We start from the raw sequence: 25,694 nt of genomic DNA, 5'->3' as shown, positions 1-25,694 counted from the left end.
CTGCGATCTTTTGATCTTAAAAAAGCCAGATCAAAAGATCGCAGCCTGCGGCAGCTCCTACAGGTGTGATGTGGGATAAAGGTCAAAACGCGGGCAAAAAAAACCCGGGTTCTGGGGGGTGAATCCGGGTTAAGACCATTAGGAGTAAAACAAAGGCACGCGGTCCGTTGGTACCTTTATCGGCGCGACACTTGGGGGAGATGTCGCCCGACAGTTGAAGTATTGATCAGTCTGGCGTGCAGTCCAGTGAGCCGGTCGGGGTTTTTAAACAAATTTGGAATACGTTTGCTTCAGTTGAGTTCTCATTGCGCCCAAAACGTTCTCAAAATGAACAAGAAACACAGATATGGTCGGATGATCCGTGCATTTTTGCGCAAGTTAGGCATAATACGCGGCTTCGAATTTTGACCCTTCAGACCTTTTCTTATGCACAAAGAACCTCGTAAGGTCCGTGAGTTTCGTCGCCGCGAGCAAGAAATTCTCGATACCGCGCTCAAGCTGTTCCTCGACCAAGGTGAAGACAGTGTCACCGTCGAGATGATTGCTGATGCCGTGGGTATCGGCAAAGGCACGATCTACAAGCACTTCAAATCCAAGGCTGAGATCTATCTGCGCCTGATGCTCGACTATGAGCGCGATTTGAACGAGCTGCTGCATTCGGCCGATGTCGACAAGGACAAGGAAGCGCTGTCCCGCGCCTACTTCGAATTCCGCATGCGTGACCCACAGCGCTATCGTCTGTTCGACCGTCTCGAAGAGAAGGTGGTCAAGGGCAATCAAGTACCGGAGATGGTCGAGGAGCTGCACAAGATCCGTGCCTCGAACTTCGAACGTCTGACCCTGCTGATCAAGGGCCGTATCAGCGAAGGCAAGCTCGAAGACGTGCCGCCGTATTTCCACTACTGCGCATCCTGGGCGCTGGTGCATGGCGCTGTGGCGCTGTATCACTCGCCGTTCTGGAGCAATGTGCTGGAAGATCAGGAAGGTTTCTTCCAGTTTCTGATGGACATCGGCGTGCGCATGGGCAACAAGCGCAAGCGCGACCCGGAAACGCCGAGCAGCTGAGCCATTCAGCTGGCTTATTGCGCCATGATTTCGCTACATGACGCAGTACCGCAGGAATATACTCAGGCATAGGGCTTGCTAAAACTTGATTTGTGAGTCAAGTTTTAGCGGCTCGAAATTCTATCGCCGGAGTGATCATGATCGTTGACCGTCAAGGCAGGCGTTTTCGCAATTTGCGCATCAGCCTGACTTCAGCCTGCAATTACGCGTGTACCTACTGCGTGCCCAACGGCAAGCGGTTGGTGGCTGCGCAGGATGAACTGTCGGCCGAAGCCATGGCACGCGGTGTCGAGTACCTGATCGAGGCCGCCGGCATCGAGCGCTTGCGCATCACTGGCGGCGAGCCGCTGGTCAGTCCCAAGCTCGAATCGTTCATGACCGCAGTCGGCAAGATGGGCCTGGACGACATCAGCCTGACCACCAACGGTCAACTCCTCGCGAAGAAACTCCCGCTGCTGGTAGATGCCGGTCTGCGCCGCATCAATGTGTCCCTCGATACCCTCGACGCGGGTGCGTTCCGCAGCATCGCTCGCGGCGGCGATCTGGCCACTGTGCTCGATGGCATGGATCAAGCCGCTGCGGCAGGGATGAAGATCAAGGTCAACATGGTGCCGTTGCGCGGGCAGAACCTCGATCAGGTGATGCCGCTGCTCGATTATTGCCTTGAGCGCGGCTTCGAGTTGCGCTTCATCGAGCTGATGCGCATGGGGCACCTGGCCAAAGACTCCAATGCTTTCCTGCAACAGTTCGTCAGCCTTGAACAATTGCTCAGCCTGATCGGCGAGCGCTACGAGTACGCACAGACCGACGCGCCGATCGACGCCACCGCAGTGCGCTATGCGATTCCCGGCCTGGGCAACTTCGGCGTGATCGCCAACGAAAGCGTACCGTTCTGCCGGACGTGCTCGCGCTTGCGCCTGTCGTCGACCGGTTGGCTGCACGGCTGCCTGTCGTCGAGCAACCGCCATTACGTCGGCGATCTGCTTGATAAGCCGCGTCATCAGGCACTGCCGGCGCTCCAGCGTCTGCTGGTCAAAGCGCTGGGCGACAAGCAGGAAGTGGCGTTTTCCGGCGGCGCCACCGTCATGAAGATCATCGGCGGCTGATACTCCCCATTCGCGGGCAAGCCTTGCTCCTACAGAGTTATGCGATCCTGTAGGAGCAAGGCTTGCCCGCGAATGCGTTCTATAAATCAACCAAGATCCCGAGCTGGCGCAAAAGCTGCATCCAACGGCCATTCGCCGGTTTTCCGTCACCGGCCTCTGGAGGAATAGGATGCGTAGCCTGGTTTTGCTGCTGGCCGTTTTGGCGCTTGGCGGCTGTATGACTGTCAGCGATATGGCCGAGGGCACTCGCTATCAGATGAGCGATGCGGGGCTGCTGGATCACAGTGACAGCCGCCGCGTGAACAACTTCCGCATTCAGCCGGACTCGTTCATCTACATCGCGCAAGGTTCGTTTGCGCCGCCGGGCGGTTCTTACCCGCGCCCCAACGTAGTGGCTGAGGAAGCCTTCAAGGGCTTCGTCGAATATTTCCCGATGGTGCGCCGTGCCCGCGCGCCGGAAGGCCTCGATCAGGCAATGGGTGAAGCCCGTGACGCCGGCGCGCACTATCTGCTCTACACCCGTTTCGCCAAGGCTGACGACCGCATCGGCAACTCCGATGAGTGGCTCGATCAGGAAGCTGTGGATCGCCTGGGCATCGACGGCGGTGTGATTCAGATCATGTTGATCGAGACCAGCACGCAGTATTTGATTGATACTGCACGCATCAAGAGTCGTGGCGGTTTACTGACGTTCCACGACAGCAAACCCGAAGACCTGATCGGCCCGCCGCTGGCGCAATACGCGCGCAGCCTGCTGGGAGTCGGCGACCAATAATTCAAAGGAGAACGCCATGAGTGGCCCGCAAAAAGCCAATGACCTGTTGGGACAGATCCCGAAAACCAAAGGCCTGCCGCCGGTGCACTTGTGGAACCCGGACTTTTGCGGCGACATCGACATGCGCATCGCCCGCGACGGCACCTGGTATTACCTGGGCACGCCGATCGGGCGCAAGCCGATGGTCAAGCTGTTCTCGACGATCATGCGCCGCGATGGCGATGACTATTTCCTGATCACCCCGGTCGAGAAGGTCGGGATCAAGGTCGACGATGCGCCGTTTGTGGCGATTGCTGTCGAGGTTGAAGGCGAGGGGGAGGCGCAGCTGTTGCGTTTTACCACCAACGTCGATGAAACGGCTGAGGCCGGGCCTGAGCATCCGATTCGCGTCGAGATTGATCCGGCAACGCAAGAGCCTGCGCCTTACGTGCATGTACGCACCAACCTCGAAGCGTTGATCCACCGCAATGTGTTCTACCAACTGGTGGAACTGGCGGTCAGTCGTGAGATCGATGGCCAACGTTGGTTGGGCGTATGGAGCGGCGGCGAGTTCTTTCGCATCGGCCTCGAACCTTAAAAGATCGCAGCCTTCGGCAGCTCCTACATGGCGTACAGCTGCAGGAGCTGCCGAAGGCTGCGATCTTTTTTTGTCGTTGACACCCAATCATATGATCATTAGCTTGATCACCCATCGCGTCCCGCTTTGAGGTGTTCATGTCCAGCAGCTTTCATGCGTCGACCGTTGACTGGCTAGGCAGCTGGATCGCCGCCGGCCAGGTCAAACCGGGGCAGACCATCAAAGTCGAAGCCGATCTGGGCGAGCAACTCGGGGTCAGCCGCACCGTCATCCGCGAAGCGATCAAAACCCTCGTCGCCAAAGGCATGCTCGAAGTCGGGCCGAAAGTCGGCACCCGCGTATTGCCCGTGCGGCGCTGGAACCTGTTCGATCCACAAGTCGTCGGCTGGTTGTCGCGCAACGGTTTGCCGGAAAACTTCGTCGATGACCTGCTCGACTTGCGCCGCACCATCGAACCGATGGCGGTGCGCTGGGCGTGCGAGCGGGCAACGCAGGAGCAGATCGAAGCCGTGCAACTGGCGTTCAATGCCCTTGAACGAGCGGTGGACAGCGGCATCGATTACAACCGCGCCGATCAGGCTTTCCACGAATGTATTCTCGCGGCCAGCCATAACCAGTTCATTGAACAAATGGTCCCGGCCCTCGGCGCGTTGCTGGCGGTGTCGTTCGAAGTCTCTGCCGCCGACCCGGATGAACTGCGCCGCACGCTGCCGATCCACAAAGACATGGCCGATGCCATCGCCGCCCGCGATTCCGCGCGCGGCGTGTGGGCGTGCATGACCCTGATCGACAATGCAGACCTGGCGATAAAACGCTTCTATCCAAAAGTCATGGCCGACAAAAAAGCCGGCTAACTACTAATTCCCCTGTAGGAGTGAGCTTGCTCGCGATTGCGTCGTATCAGGCAAAGCAGCTTCGACTGATCCACCGCGATCGCGAGCAGGCTCACTCCTACAGTAAAAAACAAGAACAATGGAGACCGTTATATGCCGTGGACCGCCCTGACCCAACACCGCGCCCAACTCGGTGAAGGCCCGTTTTGGGACGCGCCGACCCAGGCGCTGTACTGGGTCGACATTGCCGGCAAACAGGCCTTGCGCCTGATCGGCCAGAACGTGCAGATCTGGCAGATGCCCGAGCACATTTCCGCGTTCATCCCGTGCAACAGTGGCGACGCCCTGGTGACCCTGAGCAGCGGCGTCTATCGCCTCGATCTCGATTCCCCCGGCCTTGAACCGCGCCTGACGCTGTTCTGCGTCGCCGACCCGCAACCGGGCAATCGTCCCAACGAAGCACGGTGCGATGCTCAGGGTCGGTTGTGGCTCGGCACCATGCAAAACAACATCGGCGAGCAGGGCGAGGATCTGCCGATCATCCGCCGTTCCGGTGGGCTGTTTCGCGTCGATCCGGATAAACGCGTCACGCCGTTGCTGCGCGGTCTGGGCATTCCCAACACGCTGCTGTGGAGCAACGACGGCACTACGCTGCTGTTCGGCGACAGCCTCGACAGCACGCTGTACCGCTATTTCATTCACACCGACGGCAACCTCGACACCGCTTACATCTGGTACGGCCCCGATCAGCAGGGCGGCCCGGACGGCTCGGCGATGGACGCCGAAGGCTACGTGTGGAATGCCCGTTGGGACGGCAGTTGCCTGTTGCGCCTGACGCCGGACGGTTATATCGACCGTCGGATCGACTTGCCGATCAGTCGGCCAACCAGTTGCGTCTTTGGCGGTGAAGATTTGAAAACCCTGTACATCACCAGTGCCAAGAGTCCGCACAACCATCCGCTGGATGGCGCGGTGCTGTCGATGCGCGTCGATGTGCCCGGAAAACTCTGCACCCGTTTTGCTGGATGATCCCAGAATATGGGATGCAAAATTATATATTGAGATTATTTGGCGGTCGGGTTTATAGTCGGCTGCAGCAGTAACACGCACTCACACTTAAAAAGAACAAAACAGGTGAAGTGATGCAGCGAATTTCTATCGCACTCCCGAGTGGGGTCAGCGTCTCGCAACGGCTCGATGCCGTCGGCGACGCCTGCCTGTTTCGTTCAAAACGCCTTCCAGACCGGACATCATTAGATGCCCGGTTTTTTTGTGCCTGCGAAACAGGAGTTCTGATCCATGGCTGAACCTCTTTCCCTGCCGCCGGTGCCCGCACCGCCGAAGGGCGAGCGTCTGAAAAACAAGGTCGTGCTGCTGACCGGTGCCGCGCAAGGTATCGGCGAAGCCATCGTTGCTGCCTTCGCCTCGCAGCAAGCGAAGTTGGTGATCAGCGATATCCAGGCTGAAAAAGTCGAAAAGGTCGCCGCGCACTGGCGCGAGCAGGGCTTTGACGTGCAGGCGCTGAAGGCGGATGTCTCGCGTCAGCACGATCTGCACGCCATGGCCAAACGCGCCGTTGAGCTGCACGGTCGTATCGACGTGCTGGTCAACTGCGCCGGGGTCAACGTGTTCCGTGATCCGCTGGAAATGACTGACGAAGACTGGCATCGCTGCTTTGCGATCGACCTCGATGGCGCCTGGTTCGGCTGCAAAGCCGTGCTGCCGCAGATGATCGAGCAGGGCGTCGGCAGCATCATCAATATCGCCTCGACCCATTCCAGCCACATCATTCCCGGCTGCTTTCCGTACCCGGTGGCCAAACACGGTTTGCTTGGGCTGACCCGCGCCCTCGGCATCGAATACGCGGCGAAAGGCATTCGCGTCAACGCCATCGCGCCGGGCTACATTGAAACGCAACTGAACGTCGATTACTGGAACGGTTTCGCCGACCCGCACGCCGAACGTCAGCGCGCCTTCGATCTGCACCCGCCGAAACGCATCGGTCAGCCGCTGGAAGTGGCGATGACTGCGGTGTTTCTGGCCAGTGATGAAGCACCGTTTATCAACGCGTCATGCATCACCATCGATGGTGGCCGCTCGGTGATGTACCACGACTGAGCGCTGCAGCTTTCACGCGGATAGATCCGGGTGAAATCCAATCATCATACGATATGACTATTTTCAACAGGCTTTGCAGGAACACGCTTTAACGCTTTTCAAAACATTGCTCAAAAAAAATAACAAGGAGTCAGCTTATGAAACGTCGTTTCGGGATTCGTACCCTGTGCACTACCGCCCTGGCGGTCACTGCGTTCAGCCTGAGCAGTTCGCTGCTCGCTGCCGACACCGTGAAAATCGGTTTTCTGGTCAAGCAGGCTGAAGAGCCGTGGTTCCAGACCGAGTGGGCCTTCGCCGAGAAAGCCGCCAAGGACAAGGGCTTCGAACTGATCAAGATTGCTGTGCCAGATGGCGAGAAAACCCTCTCGGCCATCGACAGTCTCGCCGCCAACGGTGCCAAGGGCTTCGTGATCTGCCCGCCGGACGTGTCGCTCGGCCCGGCAATCATGGCCAAAGCCAAACTCAATGACCTGAAAGTGATTGCCGTCGATGACCGTTTCGTCGACGCCAACGGCAAGTTCATGGAAGACGTGCCGTACCTCGGCATGGCCGCGTTCGAAGTCGGCCAGAAGCAGGGTAACGCGATGGTCGCCGAAGCGAAAAAACGCAACTGGGACTGGAAAGACACCTACGCGGTGGTCAACACCTACAACGAACTCGACACCGGCAAGAAACGCACTGACGGCTCGGTGAAATCCCTTGAAGACGCCGGCATGCCGAAGGATCACATCCTCTTTGCCGCGCTGAAAACCCTCGACGTACCGGGCAGCATGGACGCCACCAACTCGGCGCTGGTGAAACTGCCGAGCGCGGCGAAAAACCTGATCATCGGCGGCATGAACGACAACACCGTGCTCGGCGGCGTGCGCGCCACTGAAGCCGCAGGTTTTGCCGCGACCAACGTGATCGGCATCGGCATCAACGGCACCGACGCCATTGGCGAATTGAAAAAGCCTAACAGCGGCTTCTTCGGCTCGATGCTGCCAAGCCCGCACATCGAAGGCTACAAAACCGCCGAGATGATGTACGAGTGGGTCACCACCGGCAAAGAGCCGCCGAAGTACACCGCGATGGACGACGTTACCCTGATCACCCGCGAGAACTTCAAGCAAGAGCTGGAAAAAATCGGCCTGTGGAACTGATGCCGCGACGGCCCGGGCAGCCGGGCCGTTTTTCGGTGTGAAGAGGTGGCTTTATGCACGCGCAAGTCCAGACACAACAACACAGCTCCAGCGGCAGCCTGCGCTTCAACGGGATCGGCAAAACCTTTCCCGGTGTGAAGGCGCTGGACGCCATCAGCTTCGTCGCGCATCCGGGGCAGGTTCACGCCTTGATGGGCGAGAACGGCGCCGGCAAATCGACCCTGCTGAAAATCCTCGGTGGCGCTTACATCCCGAGCAGCGGCGAGTTGCAGATCGGCGAGCAGACCATGGCGTTCAGGTCGACCGCCGACAGCATCGGCAGCGGCGTCGCGGTGATTCACCAAGAGCTGCATCTGGTGCCGGAAATGACCGTCGCCGAAAACCTGTTTCTCGGCCATCTGCCAGCGAGTTTCGGTTTGATCAATCGCGGTGTGTTACGCCAGCAAGCGTTGAATTGCCTCAAAGGCCTGGCCGACGAAATCGATCCGCAGACCAAAGTCGGACGCCTGTCACTCGGCCAACGGCAACTGGTAGAAATCGCCAAAGCGCTGTCACGCGGGGCGCATGTCATCGCTTTCGACGAACCGACCAGCAGCCTCTCGGCCCGTGAGATCGACCGCTTGATGGCGATCATTGGTCGTCTGCGTGACGAGGGCAAAGTGGTGCTCTACGTCTCGCACCGTATGGAAGAAGTGTTCCGTATCTGCGACGCGGTGACGGTGTTCAAGGACGGTCGCTACGTGCGCACCTTCGAGGACATGAGCCAGTTGACCCACGATCAACTGGTGACCTGCATGGTCGGTCGCGACATTCAGGACATCTACGATTATCGCCATCGTCCACGCGGCGCCGTCGCGCTGAAGGTCGATGGCTTGCTAGGCCCTGGCTTGCGCGAGCCGATCAGTTTCGAAGCGCACAAGGGTGAAATCCTTGGCTTGTTCGGCCTGGTTGGGGCAGGGCGCACCGAGCTGTTTCGCCTTCTCAGCGGACTGGAACGCAACACCGCTGGACGCCTCGAATTGCGCGGTCACGAATTGAAACTGCGCTCACCGCGCGACGCGATTGCCGCCGGGATTCTGCTGTGCCCGGAGGATCGCAAGAAGGAAGGCATCATCCCGCTGGCCAGCGTCGCCGAGAACATCAACATCAGTGCCCGTGGCGCACATTCGGGGCTCGGCTGCCTGATTCGCGGTTTGTGGGAAAAGGGCAACGCCGACAAACAGATCAAAGCGCTGAAAGTGAAAACCCCGCATGCCGGTCAGCAGATCAAGTTTCTTTCCGGTGGCAATCAGCAGAAGGCCATTCTCGGCCGTTGGTTGTCGATGCCGATGAAGGTCTTGCTGCTCGACGAACCAACGCGCGGCATCGACATCGGCGCCAAAGCGGAGATCTACCAGATCATCCACAACCTCGCCGCCGAGGGTATTTCGGTGATCGTGGTGTCCAGCGACCTGATGGAAGTGATGGGCATTTCCGACCGCATTCTGGTGCTCTGCGAAGGCGCCCTGCGCGGCGAAATCAGCCGTGACCAGGCCAATGAATCCAACCTGCTGCAACTGGCTTTGCCGCGCCACCGCGCTGACGGCGTGGCGAACTGAGAGGTGACTATGATGACAACCCAAAACGAAACCCTGCCCAAAGAGCGCAAACCGCTGGACATGCGCCGCTTCCTTGATGACTGGGTCATGCTGCTGGCGGCGGTGGGCATTTTCGTTGCCTGTACGCTGCTGATCGACAACTTCCTTTCGCCGTTGAACATGCGTGGTCTGGGCCTGGCAATTTCCACCACCGGGATCGCCGCGTGCACGATGTTGTACTGCCTGGCGTCGGGGCATTTCGACTTGTCGGTGGGCTCGGTGATTGCCTGCGCCGGCGTGGTCGCGGCGGTGGTGATGCGTGACACCAACAGCGTGTTTCTCGGTGTCAGTGCAGCGTTGGTGATGGGCTTGATTGTCGGGTTGATCAACGGAATCGTGATTGCCAAGTTGCGCGTCAATGCATTGATCACGACGTTGGCGACCATGCAGATTGTTCGCGGTCTGGCTTACATTTTTGCCAACGGCAAAGCGGTGGGCGTGTCGCAGGAATCATTTTTCGTTTTCGGCAACGGTCAGTTGTTTGGCGTGCCGGTGCCGATTCTGATCACCATTGTCTGCTTTCTGTTTTTCGGCTGGCTGCTGAATTACACCACCTACGGGCGCAACACCATGGCCATTGGTGGCAACCAGGAAGCGGCGTTGCTGGCGGGTGTGAACGTTGACCGCACCAAGATCATTATCTTTGCCGTGCACGGTGTGATTGGTGCGCTGGCGGGGGTGATTCTGGCGTCGCGGATGACCTCCGGGCAGCCAATGATTGGCCAGGGTTTTGAGCTGACGGTGATTTCGGCTTGCGTGTTGGGCGGGGTGTCGCTCAGCGGCGGGATCGGCATGATTCGGCATGTGATTGCCGGGGTGTTGATTCTGGCGATCATTGAGAATGCGATGAATCTGAAGAACATCGATACCTTCTACCAATACGTCATCCGCGGTTCGATTTTGCTGCTGGCCGTCGTCATCGACCGCCTCAAACAACGCTGATCCCATCCTCGATACGCAAACCTGTGGGAGCTGGCTTGCCAGCGATTGCGGTAGATCATTCAACATCAACTTTGAATGTTCCGCCGCCATCGCTGGCGAGCCAGCTCCCACAGGGATTCGCGGTCAACACTGAACACCGGTTCGCCGCAAAACTGTAGGAGTGAGCCTGCTCGCGATAGCGTACTTTCAGTCACGTTGATGTTGGATGTGCCGCCGTTATCGCGAGCAGGCTCACTCCTACAGGGATTCGCGGTCAGATGTTGGATGTTCCGCCGCCATCGCTGGCGAGCCAGCTCCCACAGGGATTCGCGGTCAACACTGAACACCGGTTCACCGCAAAACTGTAGGAGTGAGCCTGCTCGCGATAGCGTACTTTCAGTCACATTGATGTTGGATGTGCCGCCGTTATCGCGAGCAGGCTCACTCCTACAGGGGATTGCGTATGCCCCTGCGCCTTTTGTCAGCTTGCTGAAATTGTTCTTGCCCGTTAGCGCCCGTTTCGGTTATCACTTTGTACATGATTAGACAGGTACGATTTGACAAGAAACAACGGGTGGTCGACGAACTCGTCCGACGCATCGAAAGCGGTCTCATGGAGGACGGCTTTCTGTTGCCCGGCGAGCATCAGTTGGCTCAAGAATTCAACGTCAGCCGTGGCACGTTGCGCGAAGCGCTGGCCGAACTGAAGCGGCGCAAATACATCGCCACGCAAGGCGGCGTCGGCTCGATCGTCACCTTCGATGGTGTCGCCCTCGACCAACGCAGCGGCTGGGCGCAGGCGCTGGCCGACAGCGGCGCGATGATCAACACCGAAGTGTTGCGCCTGGAAGCCGTGACCCGCCCCGACCTGCTGTCGCGGTTCGGCACTGACCAATTCATCACCCTCGACCGTCGTCGCCGTTCCACCGAAGGCACGCTGGTGTCCCTTGAACGTTCTTTGATGCCGGCCACCGGCGGCCTGGAAAGCCTGCCGCGCGTCGGTCTGATCGACAATTCCCTGACCATCACCCTGGCCGCTTACGGCTACATCGGCGAGCGCGGTGATCAATGGATCGGCGCCGAACCGCTGAACGCTGTTGACGCTGAACTGCTCGGCCGCCCGGAAGGCACGGTGTTCCTCAAAGCCCTGCGCACCACCTACGACCGCCAGAACCGGTTCATGGAGCAGGTCGAAAGCCTGCTCGACCCGGTGCATTTCCGTCTGCACCTGCAATTTGGAGAATCGAAATGACCCCGCTCAACCGTGCCCTCGGCGCTTTTTATGGCCTGGCTCTCGGCGACGCGCTGGGCATGCCGACGCAATCGCTGAACCGCGAAACCATCAAGGCGCGCTTCGGCCAGATCAGCGATCTGCAAGATGCCGGGCCATTGCAACCCATCGCCGCGAACATGCCCAAGGGCTCGATCACCGACGATACCGAACAGGCCATCCTGGTCGGCGAATTGCTGGTCGAAGGCAAGGGCCATATCGAACCGGCGATCCTCGCGCAACGCCTGATCGAGTGGGAAGCCGAGATGCAGGCCAAGGGCTCGCAGGATTTGCTCGGGCCGTCGACCAAACGCGCCATCGAAATGATCCTTGCTGGTCATTCGCCGGAAGAGGCTGGGCGTTACGGCACCACCAATGGCGCGGCAATGCGCATCACCCCCGTCGGGATCGCGGCGGATGTTGCCGATCCCGAGCGCTTTATTGCGGCGGTGGTGCAGGCCTGTCAGGTGACTCACAACACCACGCTGGGGATTTCCAGCGCGGCGGCGGTGGCGGCGGTGGTCTCGGCCGGCATCAACGGCATGGACCTGGGCGAGGCGTTGAACCTCGCTCAGCAAATCGCTCAGCAAGCGGAAGCGCATGGTCACTGGGTCGCCGGTGGACGAATCGCCTCGCGCATCAGTTGGGCGCGCACGATCAGTGTCGATAGCGACAAGGCTCTGCTGGCGGATTTGCTCTACGACGTGATCGGTACTTCGGTGGCGTCGCAGGAATCGGTGGTGGTCTCGTTCGCGCTGGCGCAGCAAGTTGCGGTCGGTGAGATGAGCGCGTTTGATGCGCTGTGCATGGCCGCCAGTCTGGGTGGCGACACTGACACCATCGCGGCGATTCTCGGCGCGATGCTCGGGGCCTGCCTGGGCTTTGAGAGCTGGCCTGCCGAGATGATCAATACGGTGAAAACCGTTAATCATCTTGAGCTTGAGCCGTTGGTGCAGGGGCTGTTGGCCTTGCGCTGATTGAACTGACGCTATCGCTGGCAAGCCAGCTCCCACAGGTTTTTGCTGTGAACACACATTTGTGTACACCCTGATCCCTGTGGGAGCTGGCTTGCCAGCGATAGGCGCACCGCAAATTTCGAATTTCCAACCCGCAATGGATCGCGCAGACAGGCCGAGGACGGCCGCGATGTCTTGTCGTTTTGCATCATTGCCACAACCACAAAAAAGGCAAACAGGAGCACCTTCATGAGTTCAGCAAACGCCGGGCAAAGCGCCGGGCAACTGGAAACCCGCGGCATCGAACCGGTGCCGGAAGCCGAGTGCAACGGTCATCCGCTGCAATTGTTCTGGGTCTGGTTCGCCGCCAACATTTCTATCCTCGGTCTGCCATTGGGCGCCACGCTGGTGGCGTTTCGCGGGCTGGCGATCTGGCAGGCAATCATCGTCGCAATCATCGGCGCTGCCGGTTCGTTCGCGGTGGTCGGGATCATCTCGATTGCCGGTCGCCGTGGCCGTGCGCCGAGCCTGACGTTGTCGCGAGCGATCTTCGGCGTACGCGGCAATATCGGCCCGACGCTGGTCTCGCTGATGTCGCGTCTGGGCTGGGAAACCGTCAACACCACCACCGCCGCATTTGTGCTGCTGTCACTGTGCTCGATCCTGTTCGGCTCGCCGGTCGAAGCGAAAAGCGCACCGGTACTGACGCTGATCTTCATCGCCATTTTCGTCTTGCTGACCCTGTCGGTGTCGGGCCTCGGCCACGCGACCTTGCTGGTGATCCAGAAGTGGGCGACCTACGTGTTCGGCGCGCTGAACCTTCTGGTCGGCGGCTTCCTCTGCGCGACCATCGACTGGAGCGCGGTGTTCAACGCCACGCCAGCACCGATGAGCGCCATGATCATTGGCATCGGTACCATGGCCGCCGGCACCGGCATCGGTTGGGCCAACGCCGGCGCCGATATGTCGCGCTATCAGCATCGCAGCGTCAAAGCCGTGCGTCTGGTCGCGTCCGCGGCATTCGGCGCGGGCATTCCGCTGGTGCTGTTGATCACCCTCGGCGGCTTGTTGTCGGTGGGCAACAACGACCTCGCTTCGGCGACTGACCCGATCGTGGCGATCCGCGACATGCTGCCAACGTGGATGGCCGTGCCGTACCTAATCACCGCGTTCGGTGGCCTGCTGCTGTCGAACAACCTGTCGGTGTACTCCGCCGGTCTGACCACGCTGACTCTCGGCCTCAAGGTCAAACGCGTCTACGCGGTGGTGGTCGACATCGTTGCGATCTTCGCCGGTTCGATCTACTTCATGCTGATCGCCGACAGCTTTTACGGCCCGTTCATCACCTTCATTTCCCTGCTGGCGGTGCCAATCACCGCGTGGGTCGGGATCTTCGTCGTCGACCTGATTCACCGTCACTACTACAGCCCCAAAGACCTGCTCGATGTCAGCCCGAGCAGCGCCTACTGGTATCGCGGCGGCATCGAGTGGCGCGCGTTCGGCGCGTGGGCGATTGCCATCATCCTCGGCTTCAGCTTCACCACCATCGGCACCACCGCCGAGAACGTCTGGTTCAAAGGCTTTTTGTCCGACTCCTGGCTGGGCCATAACGGCCTCGGCTGGATCGTGACCTTTGTCGTCGCCGGTGGCATTTACTTCGTCCTCGGCGGGGCGAAAGATCGCCGCGCCGCGCCAACCGAGAATGCTCATGCCTAAGATGTTGCACACCGGCCAGGTCATCATCGACCTGGTCATGGCCGTGGATAAACTGCCGCAGATTGGCGGTGATGTGCTCGCGCAGTCGGCAGGTTTCGAAGCGGGTGGCGGTTTCAACGTGATGGCCGCGGCGGCGCGTAATGGCTTGCCGGTGGTCTATCTCGGTCGCCACGGCAGCGGGCGTTTCGGCGATCTGGCGCGTGAGGCGATGAACGTTGAAGGCATTCATATCGGCATCAAGGAGCGTGCGCAGCGCGACACCGGTTTGTGCGTAGCGCTGACCGATGCGTCGGCGGAGCGCAGTTTCATTTCCTACATCGGCGCTGAAGGTGAGGTGACCGAGGACGATCTGAACAGCGTTGCCGCCGAGGCCGGCGATTACGTTTATCTCAGCGGCTACAGCCTGTTGCACGCAGGCAAGGCGCAAGCGCTGCTCGACTGGACGCTGGCGCTACCGGGCTCGATCAACGTGGTGTTCGATCCAGGCCCGCTGGTGGAGTCGCCCGACTCGCCGATGATGCAGGCGCTATTGCCGCGCATTGATGTGTGGACCAGCAACAGTGTCGAGGCGCTTAGGTTTACCGGCGCTGAAGAGCTTGCTGTGGCGCTGGATCGAATGGCTGAGCATTTGCCTGAAGACGTGTTGATCGTCGTGCGCGATGGCCCGCAAGGCTGCTGGATTCATCAGCGCGGTGAGCGTCGGCATGTGCCGGGGTTTGCCGTCAAAGCGGTGGACAGCAATGGCGCGGGCGATGCACATGCCGGGGTGTTTGTGGCGGGGTTGGCGCAGGGTTTGACTGCGCACGAATCGGCGCGGCGGGCGAATGCGGCGGCGGCTATCGCGGTGACGCGCTGGGGGCCGGCGACCTCGCCGGGGGTGGCTGAAGTGGATGCGTTTATCCGCGAGTCCAGCGGCGCCTGATTTATAGCAATCGCTGGCAAGCCAGCTCCCACATTGAATCTGTGTCGCACATAAACCCAATGTAGGAGCTGCCGAAGGCTGCGATCTTTTGATCTTCAAAGTCAAAAGATCGCAGCCTGCGGCAGCTCCTACATGATTAATGATCACACGATCACACGATCACACGATCACACGATCACACGATCACATTGCTCAGCTTTCGAGCTTGCGTGCAGCCTCGACACCGGCAGCGCTGAGCTTGATTGGCAGGTTCAACGAATGTTCGCCGGCCTCGTTGCAGGTCACATGCCCGTGGTGAATCAGGCCGCGATCCTGAAGGGCGGCGAGGGCGCCAGCCACGACCTTTTCGCCCCGGTAATTGTCCAGCACCTCCTTGCCCAGGCCACTCGGGTGGGCGTGCAGCAGGCGGGTGAGGACTTCTTTTTCCAGGTTTTTATCGACGTTCATGGTTACCTCTTCATTGGATTGAATAGGACGCTCGCGTCGGCGAACTACTGACCGGAGCCTTCGGAACCGGAGCCACCGGTGGTGGTTTTCGAGCCGATGCCGGGGCCCGCGTTGTCTGGCGTGGCAGGGGCATCGGGGGTGTTCATGCCGCCCTGGCGACCCGGGTCGCTGCCTTGGGTGCGCGGATCAGTGCCGGTGGCGGGCGGCTGATTGATCAACGGTACGCCGGAACCATCGGTGTTCATGCCGGGAGCACTGTTGATGGCGGGGGCGCGGGGCGGGGTCGGATCGGTAGGGCCGGTGCCCGCAGCGGTGGCGGATGCGGCGAAAACCGCAGGGCAGAGTAGGGCGCTGAATACGAAAGCGGTCAACCTTGACGGGATCATAGGGCTTCTCCAGTGATTGGAATCCTTACCTGTCGTTGGTCTGCCCGGTGCTCGGATTGGTGCCTGATGAACGACGAACGGTCTAGGCCGGCGTCGCCGTTTTGACGTTGAGTCGACGCCAGAGCAGACGAGCCACGGTGATCAGCCAGTTCGCCAGCGCCACGGCCAATAGCGTGAGCAGCAGTGTCGCCATCCCCTGTTCGACGATGATTTTCCCGGCCAGCAATGGAAAACCGAACACGCCGATAAAATACGAAAGACTGAACAGCAACAACGCCTGCGAAGTGCTGCCGGTCGGCGCTTCGTTGGCGGCGAGCCCGTTGATCACCGAATACGTCAGGCCATAGCCGACGCCGAGCATCAGCGCCGCCAGCAGATAGGTGAATCCACTGTGCACGCCGAAGGCGAACAGCACGATCGAGCCGAGCATCAGCCCCGACAACAGGCAGGAAGCGCGCAGCGGATCACGCTTGACCACATAACCTGCAATCAGCATCCGGCTGCTGATCGCTGCGCTCATAAAGCCGAGGAAGAACAGCGAGTAATCCAGCGAGCGCGCGGTCGCGTAACTGGTCTGGAAACTCGACAGACCGCCAAATACACAGCCGCCGAGCCCGACCATGATGATCGGAAACACCGCGCGCGAGCCGAGGACTTGAGTGGTCGCTTGCCAGGTGATTTTTGCCGCCGACGTGGCTTGGGTGCTTTTCAATCGAGCACCGAGGCGCCAGAACAGCAGCACACCGATCAGGCTCGCCAACGCCGCCAGATAAAACGCCGAAGTCACCGGCCAGCCCAGCGCGCTGGCGGCGCGCCCGAGCAACGGGCCGCTGCCGATCCCGGTCATCATGCTGCCCGAAAGCAAGGCAAAGTACTTCGCACGCTGCGCCGGGGTCACCAGGCTCGCAACGATGATCGGCCCCAGGGTGTAGAAAACGCCCCAGCCCAGACCTAACAGCAAACCGAAGAACAGCAGCAGATGGCCGAACCCCGGCGTCATCGCAAAGCCCAGGCTTGCCGCCACCAGCAACAGCCCGAACAGCGCAATCGACCGCGCCGCCCCGAGCATGTCGGACAAGTGCCCGGACACCAGCACCGCGACAAACGTACTGAGCATTGCCGCCGAAATCACACTGCCGGCATCGTGTTCATTGCCGCCGCGCGAACTGATCAGCAGCGACAGCAAAAACGTCGAGCCATACGACAGCGACAACAGGTAACTGGCGAGGCAGAACAGGCCAAACAGCTTGCCTGACACTTGCGGCGTTGCTTGCGACATGACGCGTTCCTTGACCGGAAAAAATTGAGCGTCATCTGTTTAACACGTCGCCCGGGCGGGTTAGGTCTGAGGTTGGCGAAGTCAGGTTCAGCACAGGCCGGAGTAACGCTCAGACGATGCCGATTTCTTCCAGCAATTGCTCCATGAAGCCTTTCAAGCGCTGATGACGTATCTGCGCCAGACGCTGGCCGGCGGTGGTCTGGAAGCCGTCGGCGAGGTGCAGCAGTTTGGTCTGGAAATGATCGAGGCAAAAACGTTTGTCGTCGTAGTCGCGTTGCTTCGCTTGGGGATCTTGCGGGTCGTACAGCGCCGAGCCCATGCGTCCGGCAATGTAGAAGGTACGGGCGACGCCGAGCATGCCCAGCGAGTCGAGACGGTCGGCGTCCTGGACGATTTTAGCTTCGAGGGTGAGCGGGTTGATGTTGGCGGAAAAACTGTGGGCTTCGATGGCGTGGGCGACGGCGGCGATTTTTTCGCTGGGCCAATGCATCTCCGCGAGCACCGCCGCCGCTTTTTCTGCCGCCAGACGTGAGGCGTGTGCACGCAGTGGCGAGTTTTTCTCGACGGCCACGCAGTCGTGCAGCAGTACGGCGGCGAGCAAGACTTGCAGATCGCCGCCTTCGTCTTCGTGCAACGTGCGCACGTTGTGCCAGACCCGCAGCAGGTGCGCGAGGTCGTGCGCGCCGTCGTTTGAGGGTTCCAGGGCGTGGGGCAGCAGCTTGGCAGCGAGTGAGGCGAGCGGAGCAAAAGCAGTTTCGTTCATGAGCATCCTTGCAGGCTGTCGTGGATTTTCGCTTGATGATACTTCTGTGGTGAGGGGATTTATCCCCGATGGGCGCGTAGCGACCCGCAAAAAAGGGGCTGCTGCGCAACCCGTCGGGGATAAATCCCCTCACCACAGGGTTCTCTACCACGTTTGGAGTGTGACGAGCGCCGCCCACGGCCTTAGTATGGCGTTTTCCTTTTCCGACAAGGCCCGTCCATGACGATCGAAATCCGCCCGGCGACCCCCAGTGATGCCCCGCAAATCCTCGCCTTCATCACCGAACTGGCCGATTTCGAAAAAGCCCGCCACGAAGTCATCGCCAGTGTCGCCGACATCGAGCGCAGCCTGTTCAGCGAAGGCGCCACCGCCCACGGCCTGATCTGCCTGCGTGACGGCTTGCCGATCGGCTTTGCGGTGTTCTTCTTCAGCTATTCAACCTGGCTGGGCAGCAACTGCCTGTACCTCGAAGACCTCTACATCACCCCCGAACAACGTGGCGGCGGCGCCGGCAAGACCTTGCTGCGGCACTTGGCGAAAATCGCCTGCGCCAATGACTGCGGTCGCTTCGAATGGAGCGTGCTCGACTGGAACACGCCGGCCATCGATTTCTACAAATCCCTTGGTGCGCAACCGCAGGAGGAGTGGGTGCGCTACCGCATGGATGGCAAGGTCTTGCGCGAGTTTGCCGAGGGCTGAACAACGTTGGCGTGAATTCGATTGTCGGCACTTTGCCAGTCCGGCATTCTACGCGCCATTTTTGCGCGCTCATGGATGACACCTGCAATGCTTCAGGCACCCCTTCTCCACGCCCGTGGAGCCTTCGCTGCGTCAACGAGTGACCGGCGATGAGCACACTGCGGGCGGCAATGCGCCGGTACATAGCGCTCGTCTTTTTGCTTTGCTGTTCATGTACTTCGAATCACGGCAGGCCCATAGCGAAGCTTGATTTCGAAAGTGTTGCAATGACGTCGAGCGCAAGTTCGTTTTTCGTACGGTTTTCAAGTGATACGGATCTTTTGACATTGTTCCAATCCAGGATCGGCCAAGAGCTGGTCTGTGCCTTGGACGGCGATGCGGATTTTTCGATTGGCCATTACCAGAAACGCTACGGCAGCGGCATCGTTGAGTTGAGCGGAAACGCTTCGAAAGGAAATTATATCTCCCGGGTCATTTTTCGAGAGACCGGAGCTGTGCGGGGTACACAACGTATTCTTGCGGGAGATGAATTGCGCAGAGCTTTAAGGGTGAGCGACGTGGTTGTGTGCGTTTTTAGAGTGCATACAACGAAATACAAAACCTATTTTTCAGATTTTATGCGTATCCCGGCCATGGATTTTATAAGGGCGCTCGGCACGTGAGCGCTGATTATTTGAACTGCTGTGTGCATCAAGATCGGGTTGTTGTTAATTGACAGGATCTCCCGTCGGTATTCCGAGTTCCGAATTTATTCTCGTGATAGAGCGGGGGGTAAACCGTTGAATATGCGTATCTTCAAGTGGATGCTGATTGGCAGTTTTTTATCCTGCACGGCGTGCATGCACCTGAACGTTCCCGCCGCCAGACTTGAGTTTGTTTCAATCGAGCGCGCCAACTCTTCTTATTACGACCTGCGTTTCACCTCAGATCGAAACCTTATCAATCTGTATGAGGATTACGGCAGGCAAGGCCAGATCAGTACGACGATTCATTGTTCGCTGAATGGCGATGCTGATTTTTCCATCGAACATCGAATCGAGATGGAGGCGTCGGGACGCGTCAGCGCCATGCGTCTGATCGAGGGAGATCGGCGGTACGAGATGCTTGCGCATATCAGGGTCGAGAATCACGGCATCAATGATGGTTTTAATGACATCAGGCCGATTGAACTGGTGCGCATGCTCAAACCGCAGCAATACATACCGTGCAAGGTAGTGATTACGGCGTTCCCGTTCGTGGCGTATTACTCGAAAGTCATGTACCTGCCAACTTCACGCTTTATTGATCAAGTGCGCAGTCCGCGGGTAGCACCGCCACGGGTCACTCTACTGGCCGAGGATCGCATGCGTACGCTGTTGCCAGAGGCCCCGATTTGCATCGTGCGCTGGCGACACATTGCCGAAACACCGTATGACGAACTCGATCGTATTGGCCTTTGCGACGACCTGCCCTACGTCGGATTACTTGCCTCGTTTGCACCGTATCGATTGGCTCTGAGCATCGTGTCCTCGTCGGATCTGACGCCAAAACCGCTGACGACTTACGTCATTGTGCGCGGGGATGGCCGTCAGGAACCGGGGGTTTCTGACGAGCATGGTCACACTCATCACCTTGGCGCAGAAGATTATGAGGTCGTGAAAGTGTTCGCTGAAGAGGGCGTGACCAGTGTTGATCGGTCGACGAAATGGATTGATGCCGCTCCTTGATATGCGGGCGACTGACTCGATGTGCAGCAGGATTGTCCGGTGGTTAGCTCAGCATGGTCGGCAGTGCGCAATCTCGGAACAGGGATGAGTGCGCTATCGCATGGATCGCAAGGTCCTGCGCGAGTTTGCCGAGGGCTGAAAACAATGATGGCAATCCAGTACTATTCGATTGTCGCCAGCGCTCGAGTCCGGCATTCTACGCGCCATTTTTGCGCGCTCACGGACGACACCTGCAATGCCTCTGGCACAACTTCTCCACGCCCGTGGAGCCTTCGCTGCGTCAACGACTGACCGGCGATGAGCGGACTACGGGCGTCAATGCGTCTGTATGGCCTGGTGAAAAACTCAGGCTCCACTGACAACCCCCAGCGGCAACCGGTCGATATTCTGTGCATCACAAATCGTACGGGCGCAATCGCCATTCGTGCGTTCGTGTCACGCCTCGATGCCGAGTTGATGACGCGCAGTGCCGGGCTCGACGATTACCGCGTGATACCGCTGCGCACTTTCGATCCGACAGCGTTTATCGACGCCCATCAAGGCTGGCTGACGCTGCACATTTGTTGTGGTTTCGTCGCCCCTGCCGAGCATTCGCTGCTCAAGGACGGCGGATTGATGCCGATGGGCTGGTACGCCTATTCCGAGATCGGTCAGTGGACGGCCGAACATCATCTGGACCTCGGCACACAGATGGCCGAACTGCTGCAATCGACTTACCAGCGCAATCACCTTAGCAACTACAACGCTTGGCTCAACGAACTCGACGATGCGACATCTGCCGAGCTGGCATGGCAGGTCGACGAAGCCTGGCAGCTTCTGCAATTCGCTACACCCCCCGACAGCCGTGAGCATTGCCACGCCCTGTTCGATCCCGTCGACAACCGCTGGCGCTTTGCCGCGACCGACGTCGATCTCCACCAGCCGCACCCGGAACCCCAGAAGCAAGGAGCTTTGAATTGAGTGGTAAACCCGCTGCACGCGTCACCGACCCGACCGCCTGCCCACTGCCAGGGCATGGCACCAACCCGATTGCTTCCGGCTCGCCGAACGTCTTCTTCGACGGCCTCGCCGCTGCGCGCATGACCGATAAATCGGCGTGTGGCAGCCCGATTACCGGAGCCGTTTCCGGCACGGTTTTCATTAACGGCTTGAATGCTGCAACGCTCGACAGCACCGGAGGCCATGGCAATGTCGTGGTCGGTGGCTCTGGGACGGTGATCATTGGCCAGAGCGGCGGAGGCGCAGCGTTTAGTGGGCTGTTGCCGATGCCGGTGCATTTTACGGACAAGATGCAACTGGTCGATGAGTTCTCAGGAGAGCCTGTCGCGAATCATCCCTACACGATCAAACGCGGAGATGGCAGCGAAGAACACGGCGTTACGGATGCAGCAGGCTTTACACATGCCGTCAGCTCTCATCTTGCTGAAACCATCGAACTGTTTGCGGAGTAACTGCAGTGGGAACGGATAACACGGCTGCGAATGACAAAAAAAACCTTGGCTCGCATACGCTCACATGCCCAACAGATGAGGCGGTCAAACAATTTAAATACATGCGACGGGCATCGGCTTTCTTCATCGGAGGCGCTGGTGATAAGGAAAGCTATTATGGCTTTGGGCCGAAAAATAACGTTGCACGTGCAAAAAAGTCTTTTGATGATTCAGTGGTCAAAGCCGATTATTTTCCTGGAGTAACGTCTTACCATCTTGGGTATAACCAAGTAATTGGTGAGGAAAATATTAAATTAAACGTGCTTCAGGGGCTATGTAAAAGTGACGCTATTTATATTGTGGGGCACAGCCTGGGAGGATGGAATGGCGCTCATCTGTCTAGCCACTTGAGTAGCCTGGGATACTCCGTAAAAATGCTGATTACTCTCGATCCGGTTGGAGTGGGTGCGTTGGTTGGCGGTATTTCGAATATCTACCCGGATACACCGCAACCCAGTGCCGGTTTGTGGATAAATATATTGGCGAAATCATCAGACGCTAATCTGTCAGACTGGATCGCCGGAATCGGTGAACAATGGCGCGTGGAAAGCGGGCCGAACGTAAACAGTATCATGGACGTAAATCACGAATCAGCGGGTATCATGTATACCACGGTGCTGGCGGATGGGAAGTCGGCTTTGAATTACATGATTAACTCGGTCAATAAGCATTTCAGGGGAGAAATGTAATGATAATGAGGACGGTTTTTCTACTGTGCATGTGCGTGGTGGCAGGCTGCACATTTAAACAGGCCAAGCCTCCTGCAAATCTTCAGTTCTCTAAAATCGAACGCGTTGGTAATGCGCCCTTGTACGATCTGCACTTTTCTTCTGATATTGATATTTTGGGGCCCTATAAATCGTTGATTGGCGTGGGATTGCTTTGCGCTCTAGAAGACGATACCGATTTTAGTGAGGGGCATCAGATGAAGCGCTTTATGAGCGGTGGAGTTTCAGATGATGCATCAGGGTCACATTTGGATTTTGTTTCGCCAGTGGTTTTCAGTGAATCGGTTGCCAATGGGAATAGCGAAAGGCATCTGACGCCCGCAGAAATAAGAAAATTGTTGGTTAATAAAAAGCAGTTGCCTTGTAAGTTTTTCGCCAGTGCGACAATGATAGATACTTATTTTTCCAATGTTATGTATGTTCCGGTTGAAAGTATTATTCGTGTTTTGGATTAGGAGTGAATTCTGAAAGATTGATATCTATAGTTGTTGTGTATCTGGTTTCTCGGGGTGGTGATGCATAGGTTGATTTTAATTGTCTTGTTTGTTTTCTGTTCTTCGTGTATGCAGTTGCATGTGCCAGCGCCGCGAGTTGAATTCACATCTATTGAATACAAGGGCGGAGATTATAATTTTCGCTTCAGGTCTGATAGGGATTTGGTCAATTTATACAGGGCGCACGGTATTAATGAGCAGGTTGGTACTTGGTTGAAGTGCTCGCTGGATGGTGATGTTGATTTTTCCATACTTCACAAAATTCGTCTTTACGGAAAAGGTGCCGTCAGCGATGTTCGTATTGTGGAGGGTGATCGACGTTATGAGTTTGATGTATGGTTCAGGTTTGAAGAGGATGTCAATCAGGGTAGTAGTTTCAGAATAATCAGAAAGGAGGTGTTATTGTCGTTGTTGGGCAAGCAAGACTATATTCCGTGTCAGGTGACAATAACGGCTACTTTTTATAAGGCTTATTATTCAAAGGTTATGTATGTTCCCACCTCTCGGATCATTGCTGAGGTTGAAAAAGTGATCACGGCGCCGGAGTATGTAATATTGTCGCCAGAACTGCGGCCGCTGTCATGGCTGCAATTCGAGCAGATTTGCATTACGCAGAGACGCTATCACGCAGGAGACACCATTGTTCATGGAGGCGTGTGCAGTGGCCTGCCTTACAGTGGGTTATTAAGTTCGTTTGCGCCACTGAAAGGCAAGTTTCGAATTGTCGATGCCCAGACGCGAAAACCCCGGCAGAACGTGCGATACATCATTAAACGTTCGGATGGAAGGAAAGAAGAAGGGCTGAGTGATGCTCAGGGCGATACACATGTCTTTGGTTCGAATTACCCCGAAAACTTCAGGCTTTTCCTGTTTGGAGAAGAGCTGGAAGCCGTGGCGATGTAAATCTTATGAGTCCCATAATATGGGATGCAAAATTACATATTGAGATTTCCCATCTGAGAGGTCTATAGTCCATCGCACTCACTGCCAAAAACAAAACAGGTGAAGCGATGCTGGCGCAATTGATCGCGCTCGACTGGGGGACGACCTCATTACGTGCTTACAAACTCGCGGCGGGCGGTGTGGTGCTGGAGCAGCGCGCGCTGTCGTCCGGGATCATGCAGTTGCCCAAGACCCCGCGAATCATCAACGGTCGCGAATGCGCCGATGGTTTTGAATTGGCCTTCGACGACGCGTGCGGCGACTGGCTCGATGCGCAGCCGGATCTGCCGGTGATTGCCTGCGGCATGGTCGGCAGTGCGCAGGGCTGGCGCGAAGCCGCCTACTGCGAGACGCCGGCAAACGTCGCCAATCTCGGAAACTCCCTACAAACAATTGTCAGTCTGCGCGGCACGCGGGTGCATATCGTGCCGGGCGTGATTCAGCGTTCGCACTTGCCGAATGTGATGCGCGGCGAGGAGACCCAAGTGCTCGGCGTCCTGCAGAATCTGCCGGTCGAGGCGGGCGCTGATCTGCTGATCGGGCTGCCGGGCAGTCACTCGAAATGGGTGGACGTGGTCGATGGTTGCATCACTCATTTCGATACGTTCATGACCGGCGAAGTGTTCGCCGTGCTCAGTGAGCACAGCATTCTCGGCCGGACCCTGAAGCAAGGCGCGGCGTTCGATGCTCAGGCGTTTGACCGCGGTGTGCAGATCGCGCAGTCGGCGGACGGCGAGCTCGGCGTGCTGTCGACCTTGTTCAGTGCCCGAACCCTGGGCCTGACCGGCGAACTCAGTGCCACGGCGCAGGCGGATTATCTGTCCGGCCTGATGATCGGCCATGAACTGGCAGCACTGGCTGGCGCGCAACGCCGTCGCCGTAACAATCTCAATCTTCCTTCGATCATCCTGATTGGCAACGCGCAACTTTGCGCGCGCTACAGCCGCGCCCTTGATGCCTGTGGTTTCGCCAACGTGACGCTGGCCGAGCAGGCCACCGAGCGTGGTTTGTGGCAACTGGCGCTGGCCGCCGGACTGATCGATTCCTCATCCCGTTAACCCTGACTGGAGGCCTGACATGCTCAAGCAAGCATTGGCGCAAAACGGTCTGATCGCGATTCTGCGTGGCCTGCATCCGCAGGAAGCTGCCGCTGTCGGAGAAGTCCTGTATGCGGCCGGATTTCGCGTCATCGAAGTACCGCTCAATTCCCCTTCGCCGTACGAAAGTATCCGCATCCTGCGCAAGACCTTGCCCGCCGATTGCCTGATCGGTGCTGGCACGGTGTTGACGCCGGAACAGGTCGCGTTGGTGAAAGAGGCCGGCGGCCAAGTGATCGTCATGCCGCACAGCGATGCCAAGGTTTTACGCGCAGCAAAAGCGGCGGGGCTGTTTCTGTCGCCGGGTGTTGCCACGCCAACGGAAGCGTTCGCGGCGCTGGCGGAGGGTGCGGATATTCTCAAACTGTTCCCGGCCGAGCAGATGGGTCCGGCAGTCGTCAAAGCCTGGCTTGCGGTGTTGCCGTCCGGGACGGTGCTGGCGCCGGTCGGCGGCATCACGCCGGACAATATGCAGGCGTTCATCGACGCTGGCGTGAAAGGTTTCGGCCTCGGTTCCGGCCTGTTCAAACCGGGCATGACCCCGGAGCAAGTGGCGGTGAATGCCAAGGCCTACGTGGCCGCGTGGAAGGCCCTTCGCTAAGACTTTTTGGCGCTGCGTGCGCTG

Annotated in this window: 28 protein-coding genes; 24 read left to right on the top strand and 4 right to left on the bottom strand. The window is 58.3% G+C overall.

What is annotated here, in order from left to right; all coding sequences use genetic code 11:
* Positions 1-426: 426 nt before the first annotated feature.
* The 14 genes from EJA70_RS07765 (at position 427) to EJA70_RS07700 (ending at position 15,038) form a co-directional block, all read left to right on the top strand.
* Positions 427-1,065, top strand: coding sequence for a TetR/AcrR family transcriptional regulator (locus tag EJA70_RS07765; protein WP_007908276.1), 639 nt, complete (start codon positions 427-429; stop codon positions 1,063-1,065).
* Positions 1,066-1,202: 137 nt separating this feature from the next.
* Positions 1,203-2,171 (top strand): GTP 3',8-cyclase MoaA, encoded by a 969-nt coding sequence (locus tag EJA70_RS07760; RefSeq protein WP_008087245.1) that lies wholly within the window; start codon positions 1,203-1,205, stop codon positions 2,169-2,171.
* Positions 2,172-2,340: 169 nt separating this feature from the next.
* Complete coding sequence (locus tag EJA70_RS07755; protein ID WP_158830369.1) at positions 2,341-2,946, top strand: DUF4823 domain-containing protein; 606 nt, start codon at positions 2,341-2,343, stop codon at positions 2,944-2,946.
* A 16-nt stretch (positions 2,947-2,962) separates the two neighbouring features.
* Positions 2,963-3,523, top strand: coding sequence for a DUF1285 domain-containing protein (locus EJA70_RS07750; protein WP_008087248.1), 561 nt, complete (start codon positions 2,963-2,965; stop codon positions 3,521-3,523).
* 137 nt (positions 3,524-3,660) lie between these two features.
* Positions 3,661-4,377 (top strand): FadR/GntR family transcriptional regulator, encoded by a 717-nt coding sequence (locus EJA70_RS07745; RefSeq protein WP_008087251.1) that lies wholly within the window; start codon positions 3,661-3,663, stop codon positions 4,375-4,377.
* Between the two features lie 132 nt (positions 4,378-4,509).
* Entirely contained in the window at positions 4,510-5,385 is an 876-nt protein-coding gene (locus tag EJA70_RS07740; protein WP_158830368.1) for an SMP-30/gluconolactonase/LRE family protein, read from the top strand.
* 270 nt (positions 5,386-5,655) lie between these two features.
* Positions 5,656-6,474, top strand: a complete 819-nt coding sequence (locus EJA70_RS07735; RefSeq protein ID WP_008087255.1) for an SDR family oxidoreductase — start codon at positions 5,656-5,658, stop codon at positions 6,472-6,474.
* 137 nt (positions 6,475-6,611) lie between these two features.
* Complete coding sequence (locus EJA70_RS07730) at positions 6,612-7,616, top strand: substrate-binding domain-containing protein (protein ID WP_008087257.1); 1,005 nt, start codon at positions 6,612-6,614, stop codon at positions 7,614-7,616.
* A gap of 53 nt (positions 7,617-7,669) precedes the next feature.
* Positions 7,670-9,214, top strand: a complete 1,545-nt coding sequence (gene araG, locus EJA70_RS07725) for an L-arabinose ABC transporter ATP-binding protein AraG (protein WP_158830367.1) — start codon at positions 7,670-7,672, stop codon at positions 9,212-9,214.
* 12 nt (positions 9,215-9,226) lie between these two features.
* Positions 9,227-10,195, top strand: a complete 969-nt coding sequence (gene araH, locus EJA70_RS07720; RefSeq protein ID WP_026000669.1) for an L-arabinose ABC transporter permease AraH — start codon at positions 9,227-9,229, stop codon at positions 10,193-10,195.
* Between the two features lie 517 nt (positions 10,196-10,712).
* Entirely contained in the window at positions 10,713-11,426 is a 714-nt protein-coding gene (locus tag EJA70_RS07715; RefSeq protein WP_158830366.1) for a GntR family transcriptional regulator, read from the top strand.
* A complete protein-coding gene (locus EJA70_RS07710) occupies positions 11,423-12,421 on the top strand; it encodes an ADP-ribosylglycohydrolase family protein (RefSeq protein WP_158830365.1) in 999 nt (332 codons plus the stop codon). Before EJA70_RS07715 ends, EJA70_RS07710 begins: the two co-directional genes overlap by 4 nt.
* 228 nt (positions 12,422-12,649) lie before the next feature.
* Complete coding sequence (locus EJA70_RS07705; protein ID WP_158830364.1) at positions 12,650-14,116, top strand: cytosine permease; 1,467 nt, start codon at positions 12,650-12,652, stop codon at positions 14,114-14,116.
* Positions 14,109-15,038: a PfkB family carbohydrate kinase gene (locus EJA70_RS07700; protein WP_158830363.1), complete on the top strand. Its 930-nt coding sequence runs from the start codon at positions 14,109-14,111 to the stop codon at positions 15,036-15,038. Before EJA70_RS07705 ends, EJA70_RS07700 begins: the two co-directional genes overlap by 8 nt.
* Before the next feature lie 192 nt (positions 15,039-15,230).
* Here the strand turns inward: EJA70_RS07700 and EJA70_RS07695 are convergent, their stop codons facing one another.
* From EJA70_RS07695 to EJA70_RS07680, 4 genes are all read right to left on the bottom strand, one after another.
* Positions 15,231-15,485, bottom strand: coding sequence for a hypothetical protein (locus tag EJA70_RS07695; protein WP_008085501.1), 255 nt, complete (start codon positions 15,483-15,485; stop codon positions 15,231-15,233).
* A gap of 44 nt (positions 15,486-15,529) precedes the next feature.
* Complete coding sequence (locus EJA70_RS07690) at positions 15,530-15,871, bottom strand: hypothetical protein (RefSeq protein ID WP_008085503.1); 342 nt, start codon at positions 15,869-15,871, stop codon at positions 15,530-15,532.
* 82 nt (positions 15,872-15,953) lie between these two features.
* A complete protein-coding gene (locus tag EJA70_RS07685) occupies positions 15,954-17,150 on the bottom strand; it encodes an MFS transporter (RefSeq protein WP_158830362.1) in 1,197 nt (398 codons plus the stop codon).
* A gap of 109 nt (positions 17,151-17,259) precedes the next feature.
* The gene (locus EJA70_RS07680) at positions 17,260-17,913 is read right to left on the bottom strand and encodes an HD domain-containing protein (RefSeq protein WP_158830361.1); all 654 of its coding nucleotides are present in this window, start codon (positions 17,911-17,913) and stop codon (positions 17,260-17,262) included.
* 219 nt (positions 17,914-18,132) lie between these two features.
* On the opposite strand from EJA70_RS07680, the gene EJA70_RS07675 reads away from it, so the two are divergent.
* The 10 genes from EJA70_RS07675 to EJA70_RS07630 all read left to right on the top strand — a co-directional run bounded on the left by EJA70_RS07675 (position 18,133) and on the right by EJA70_RS07630 (position 25,670).
* A complete protein-coding gene (locus EJA70_RS07675; protein WP_008085506.1) occupies positions 18,133-18,612 on the top strand; it encodes a GNAT family N-acetyltransferase in 480 nt (159 codons plus the stop codon).
* Positions 18,613-18,761: 149 nt separating this feature from the next.
* A complete protein-coding gene (locus EJA70_RS07670; RefSeq protein WP_158830360.1) occupies positions 18,762-19,274 on the top strand; it encodes a hypothetical protein in 513 nt (170 codons plus the stop codon).
* 123 nt (positions 19,275-19,397) lie between these two features.
* Positions 19,398-20,318 (top strand): hypothetical protein, encoded by a 921-nt coding sequence (locus EJA70_RS07665; RefSeq protein WP_158830359.1) that lies wholly within the window; start codon positions 19,398-19,400, stop codon positions 20,316-20,318.
* A gap of 297 nt (positions 20,319-20,615) precedes the next feature.
* Positions 20,616-21,278, top strand: a complete 663-nt coding sequence (locus EJA70_RS07660; protein WP_158830358.1) for a hypothetical protein — start codon at positions 20,616-20,618, stop codon at positions 21,276-21,278.
* Positions 21,275-21,769: a PAAR domain-containing protein gene (locus tag EJA70_RS07655; RefSeq protein WP_158830357.1), complete on the top strand. Its 495-nt coding sequence runs from the start codon at positions 21,275-21,277 to the stop codon at positions 21,767-21,769. The genes EJA70_RS07660 and EJA70_RS07655 overlap by 4 nt, the downstream gene beginning before the upstream one ends.
* Positions 21,770-21,774: 5 nt before the next feature.
* Positions 21,775-22,497, top strand: a complete 723-nt coding sequence (locus tag EJA70_RS07650) for an alpha/beta hydrolase (RefSeq protein ID WP_158830356.1) — start codon at positions 21,775-21,777, stop codon at positions 22,495-22,497.
* On the top strand, positions 22,497-22,991 hold the full coding sequence (locus EJA70_RS07645; RefSeq protein WP_158830355.1) for a hypothetical protein: 495 nt from the start codon (positions 22,497-22,499) through the stop codon (positions 22,989-22,991). Before EJA70_RS07650 ends, EJA70_RS07645 begins: the two co-directional genes overlap by 1 nt.
* Before the next feature lie 60 nt (positions 22,992-23,051).
* Positions 23,052-23,933 carry a hypothetical protein gene (locus tag EJA70_RS07640; RefSeq protein ID WP_158830354.1) on the top strand — a complete coding sequence of 294 codons (882 nt, stop codon included), beginning with the start codon at positions 23,052-23,054 and terminating at the stop codon, positions 23,931-23,933.
* A 107-nt stretch (positions 23,934-24,040) separates the two neighbouring features.
* On the top strand, positions 24,041-25,030 hold the full coding sequence (locus EJA70_RS07635) for a 2-dehydro-3-deoxygalactonokinase (protein ID WP_158830353.1): 990 nt from the start codon (positions 24,041-24,043) through the stop codon (positions 25,028-25,030).
* 19 nt (positions 25,031-25,049) lie between these two features.
* Positions 25,050-25,670, top strand: a complete 621-nt coding sequence (locus EJA70_RS07630) for a 2-dehydro-3-deoxy-6-phosphogalactonate aldolase (protein ID WP_158830352.1) — start codon at positions 25,050-25,052, stop codon at positions 25,668-25,670.
* Positions 25,671-25,694: the final 24 nt, after the last annotated feature.

The sequence above is a fragment of the Pseudomonas sp. PB103 genome, from assembly GCF_009764635.1.
Classification (GTDB): Bacteria; Pseudomonadota; Gammaproteobacteria; order Pseudomonadales; family Pseudomonadaceae; genus Aquipseudomonas.
The sequence above is the reverse complement of the archived record's forward strand: the minus strand, read 5'-3'. Positions and strand labels throughout refer to the sequence as shown.